This is a genomic window from Pseudomonas sp. P5_B2, from assembly GCF_056400445.1.
Window position 1 is genome coordinate 1 of record NZ_JBFULH010000308.1, and the last position, 4,946, is coordinate 4,946.

The 4,946-nt window shown below is 60.5% G+C and carries 5 protein-coding genes; 4 read left to right on the forward strand and 1 reads right to left on the reverse strand.

What is annotated here, in order from left to right; genetic code table 11:
- Positions 1-119 precede the first annotated feature (119 nt).
- Positions 120-1,442, reverse strand: coding sequence for an alginate export family protein (locus AC1DRJ_RS19120; RefSeq protein ID WP_477803528.1), 1,323 nt, complete (start codon positions 1,440-1,442; stop codon positions 120-122).
- Between the two features lie 242 nt (positions 1,443-1,684).
- Between AC1DRJ_RS19120 and AC1DRJ_RS19125 the strand changes: the two genes are divergently transcribed.
- The 4 genes from AC1DRJ_RS19125 to AC1DRJ_RS19140 form a co-directional block, all read left to right on the forward strand.
- A complete protein-coding gene (locus tag AC1DRJ_RS19125) occupies positions 1,685-2,074 on the forward strand; it encodes a c-type cytochrome (RefSeq protein WP_477803524.1) in 390 nt (129 codons plus the stop codon).
- 48 nt (positions 2,075-2,122) lie between these two features.
- On the forward strand, positions 2,123-3,613 hold the full coding sequence (locus tag AC1DRJ_RS19130) for an aldehyde dehydrogenase family protein (protein WP_477803525.1): 1,491 nt from the start codon (positions 2,123-2,125) through the stop codon (positions 3,611-3,613).
- 138 nt (positions 3,614-3,751) lie between these two features.
- A complete protein-coding gene (locus AC1DRJ_RS19135) occupies positions 3,752-4,252 on the forward strand; it encodes a sigma-70 family RNA polymerase sigma factor (protein WP_477803526.1) in 501 nt (166 codons plus the stop codon).
- 40 nt (positions 4,253-4,292) lie between these two features.
- The coding region (locus AC1DRJ_RS19140) for a FecR family protein (protein ID WP_477803527.1) at positions 4,293-4,946 on the forward strand (654 nt) is incomplete at its 3' end.

The following is a 4,946-nucleotide window of genomic DNA, read 5'->3' on the forward strand; positions in this document are numbered from 1 at the left end:
GCCTGCTCGCGATAGCGGAGTGTCAGACACATAATTGTCGACTGACACTCCGTTATCGCGAGCAGGCTCACTCCTACAGGGGGATCGTCGGCGGCTACAAATTTTGCGTCGAACAAAACCTAGAACGTGGTGGCAAACACCACTTGGCTGTAGAGGTTGTTGTCGGTGTTGCCTAACTGGGTGCCACCCTGGGCAGCGCTCTTGTCCGGGCTGTACAGACCAATCAGCGGCATGACGGTCAGGTGATCGTTGACGTGCCATTCGGCGTACAAGTCAACCTCTTGGCCATCGGTGTTGCCCAGGTTGCGGTCGATGGTGTCGAAGTTGAATAACAGCACGCCGACACTGAGGTTTTCCAGTGGCGAGACTTTCAGCGAGACGTTCTGGATACGTGAGTTGGTGTTGAACGGACCGGCATAGTTACCGGCCACTTCACCCTGGAACCAGGTGCCGTAACCGCGACTGAAGCCGTAGAACAAGGTGTCGTAGTTTTCCGAGAAGCGGCTGTAGCGGTAGCCGACATAAGGTGCCCAGATCGCGTCGGAAAAGGTCCAGCCGGCTTCCAGGTACCAGGCGTCTTCGTTGCTGGCGTTCGGTTTATCCTCTTCGGCGTATTCACCGGACAGGAACAGGTCTTTCACTCCGGCGTTGCCAGTGGCGCGCAAGGCGTAAGTCTTCATGCCATCGCGCTCAAGCTGCAACGGCGAGGCGTACTGCTTGTCGACATCGTTGGTGTCGATGTAGGTAAAACCGATCGTGCCTGCCTCGGCGACGTGTTCGAGGGTGCCGACGTACATTTCGGTTTTGGCTTGGGCGCGGTTATTCGACTTCAGCCACATCAAGTCGCTGCGCCAGCCTTCTTTGCCACCAAGGCGCAACACAGCGGTTTCGTCGAAGGCTTTGCGGGCGGCGAGGTAGTAGGCGCCGCCGCGATTGAACTCGCCGTCGGCCACACCTTTGCCCAGGTTCAGCGCGTCGCCATCGATGAGGAAACCGTCGCCGACCACGATGTTCTGGCGTCCGAAGGACAGGTCGACGCCGTCATCCCCCATTGCTTCAAACAGCTTGCCCGAGCGCCATCCGAGGTAGGCGTCTTCGAACTTGGTGGTGCGTTCCGTACCGTCGGTGAACCCGGCGGCATCGCCGTCACCCCAGGTGCCGGAGCTGAGCATATTGCCGGCGCCGTAGGCGGTGCCGAAGTCGGCCAGGCCTGTGTCGAAGCTCAGGCCGTATTTGATGTAACCCTCGCGCCATGACGAGGAACCCTCGTCGAGTCGGCCGGACAACGCGTAGTTTTCCTGGCTGTGGAACATGCCGAAGACCGCTTCCAGCGTGGCGTTCAGGTGACTGTCGTCATTGGCATAGAGTTCGTAGGCATTGGCCTGGGCAGCACTGATCAGCAGCGCGAGCGTCGAGAGACGAAGCAAGGGGGACTTGAGCATGGTGTGGCATCCATTCTTGTTCATGACCACAGGGTTGAGGTCTTTATCGATACTACGGCCCGGAATTTTTTCGCCCTTTTGTGTGGTTGCCAAAGAGTTGCCTGTGCTTGCCAAAATGTCCGGTTTGGCAGCCCGGCCAACACGACTGGCACGCAGGGCAAAACCTGCGCGTCACTGACCGCTGACAATCCGTATCAACCCTGCTGTTGCTTCCCCTCACGGATTCTCAAGGTCGCCTGCTTATGTTCACTTCACAGAAATTTTCCCTCATCGGTTTGTTGACCCTGGCGCTCGCGCAAACCGTGGTCGCCGCCGATTGCACGCCGGACCAGGGCCACGGCGCCCAGGTATTCGCCAATGAATGCGGGGTGTGTCATTCGGTGAGCAAAGGCTCGGCGGGGATGATGGGGCCGAGCCTGGCAGGCGTGGTCGGGCGCAAGTCCGGCTCGCTCGAAGGCTTCAGCTACTCCCAGGCGATGCGCAGCAAAGACGTGACCTGGCAAGCCGAAACCATCAACCAACTGATCACCCAACCCCAGGCCTATGTGCCCGGGACCTACATGCCCTACATGGGGCTGGCCTCCGCCGATGACCGTCAGGCGGTCGTTTGCTATCTCAAAGAACAACGCTAATCAGCCGGACTTCCAGGTTGAACCACACGTTTGAACGACAGGTGAATTATGAGCAACGTTGAAATTCTGCCGCAGGTTGCTGCTTTCCTTGGCCGCCGTCACGGCTGCTTCATTGACGGCCAATGGGTGTTGGCGGATGGCCCGACTATCTCTGTGGTCAACCCGGCCACCGGGCAAACCCTTTGCGAAACACTGGACGCACCGCTGGACGTGGTTGAGCGCGCCGTGCAGTCGTCCCATGCCGCGTTCAAATCCGGCGTGTGGTCTGGTTTGCGTCCGGCCGACCGTGAACGCATCCTGCTGAACTTCACTGCCCTGGTTGAAGCACACGCCGAAGAACTGGCGCAGCTGGAAACCTTGAGCCAGGGCAAGTCGATCAACATGGCCCGCGCCCTCGATTTGAACGCCACCGTGGAGTTCATGCGCTACATGTCCGGCTGGGCGACCAAGATCGAAGGCCAGACCTTCGACGTGTCGATCCCGCTGCCGCCGGGCGCCAAGTTCACCGCGTTCACCAAGCGTGAGCCGGTGGGCGTGGTGGTGGGGATTGTGCCGTGGAACTTCCCGCTGCTGATCGCTGCCTGGAAGCTGATGCCGGCGCTGGCCACCGGCTGCACCGTGATCATCAAACCAGCGATGGAAACCCCGCTGACTGCCATGCGCCTGGCTGAACTGGCACTGGAAGCGGGCATTCCCGCTGGCGTGTTCAACGTCGTCACCGGTGGCGGCGCCTCGGTGGGTGGCGTGCTGACGGCGCATCCGTTGGTGAGCAAAGTATCGTTCACCGGCTCCACCGCAGTGGGCAAAAGTGTGGGCGTGGCGTGCATGGAAAACATGACGCGCTTCTCGCTGGAACTGGGCGGCAAAAACCCGATGATCGTGCTCGCCGATGCCAACATCGAAAAAGCCGTTCAAGGTGCAATTCTCGGCGGCCTGCTGAACAACGGTCAGGTCTGTGCGGCAGCTTCGCGCTTCTATGTGCATCGCTCGATCCACGACCAATTCGTCGAAGCCCTCGCCGCGGCGGTCTCTGCCATGCCAATCGGAGCGGGCATGAACTGTGATGCCGCGATTAACCCGCTGGTGTCGCGCAAGCAACAACAAAGCGTGCTCAAGCACATCGAACTGGCCCGCCGCGAAGGCGCGCGTGTGGTGGCGGGCGGTGAGTTGGTGGAAGGCGAGGGCTTCTACGTGCAGCCGACCATTCTGGCCGACATCGACCACAGCATGGCCGTGGCCCGTGAAGAAGTGTTCGGCCCGGTGCTGGGCGTGATGCCGTTCGACGACGAAGACGCCGTGATCGCGCTGGCCAACGACAACCGCTACGGCCTGGCGGCCAGCCTGTGGACCAACGACCTTGGCAAAGCCATGAACCTGGTGCCGCGAATCGAGGCCGGTACGGTGTGGGTCAATGCCCACGTGCTGCTGGACCCGGCGATGCCGTTTGGTGGCGTCAAGCAATCGGGCATGGGCCGCGAGTTTGGTCGCGCGGTGATCGAGGCGTATACCGAGTTGAAGTCGGTGTGCATCGCACACTGATTTGATGAATCAAGACGGCCCCTGCAACGGGGGCCGTTGGCTTGACTGACTAACGGCGACACGGGCGACGTGGAACCCATTGCCTCCAGTTAATAGGAAGCATTACTATTCGCGCCTCCGTCTCCACAGCACACCGCAATGACCCCCAAGCTGCCCCGCAGACATGGCTTTTTCGTCTATTACGAAGAATTGGTTGGCACCTGGACCCGTCGCCTGAGAAATCGTCAGCAGGCCGAGGACCTGGCCCACGACACCTTCGTGCGGGTGCTTGAGTCAAATTCGGCAGCGGTGGAACAACCTCGGGCGTATCTGCACCAGACCGCGCGCAACATCGCGGTGGACGGTTATCGGCGTGAGGATCGCCGGGGCGCCATGGAGTCGGAGGCGATTGATCTGAGTGTGTCGTCGTCCGGCGACCCGGAGCAGTACATGCAGGCGATCCAGTTGGCTGATTCCATCGAACGGGCGCTCACCGAGTTGCCGGTCAATTGCCGCAAGGTGTTTGTGTGGCAAAAGATCGAAGGCCTGACCCAGGCTGAAATCGCCGAACGCCTGGGTTTGTCCAAGAACATGGTGGAAAAGTATATGATCCGCACCTTGCGGCATCTGCGTGACCGCCTCGACGGATCGCAAGCATGATCGGTCGCGCCTTCTCCTCCCCAGCCAAGCAGGAACTTCCATGATGGATACTCGTGATTGTGCGTGTGGGAAAACAATGGTTCGCGACGATGCGGCGCGGTGGTTTGTGCGTTTGCAGGAGCCGGCGGCGGACGTCGAGGAGTATCGGCGCTTCGATGCCTGGCTGAACGAACATCCTCAGCATCAAGATGAATTTGAAATGCTTCAGGGCTTGTGGATCGCGGCTGACCTGGTGCCGACCGCGCGCCTGCAAGCCTTGTGTGAAACCGCGCCTGCTCGCCGCACGCGTCAACCGTGGGTGCGTTATGCGGTGGCGGCCAGTGTGGTGGCCGTGGCGCTGGGTGTGGGTTGGTTCAGCGGATTGCATCAACCGGCGCCTTATACCGCTGAATATTCCACGGTGTTGGGTGAACGTCGGCATGTGGTTTTGCCGGACGGTTCGTTGATGGACATGAACAGCCGTAGCCGAATTCAGGTGCGTTTTGAAAAAGACCGGCGTGGCATCGAGCTGACTGAAGGCGAAGCGATGTTCAGCGTCGAACACGACTCCAGCCGACCGTTTGTGGTCGAGGCGGGCAACGGCCAGGTCACGGTCACCGGCACGCGCTTCGATGTGCGGCGCGATCCGTCGCAGACCCGGGTGGCGGTGGAGCAGGGCACGGTCAAGGTTCAGGGGCAGGGCACCGATGTCATC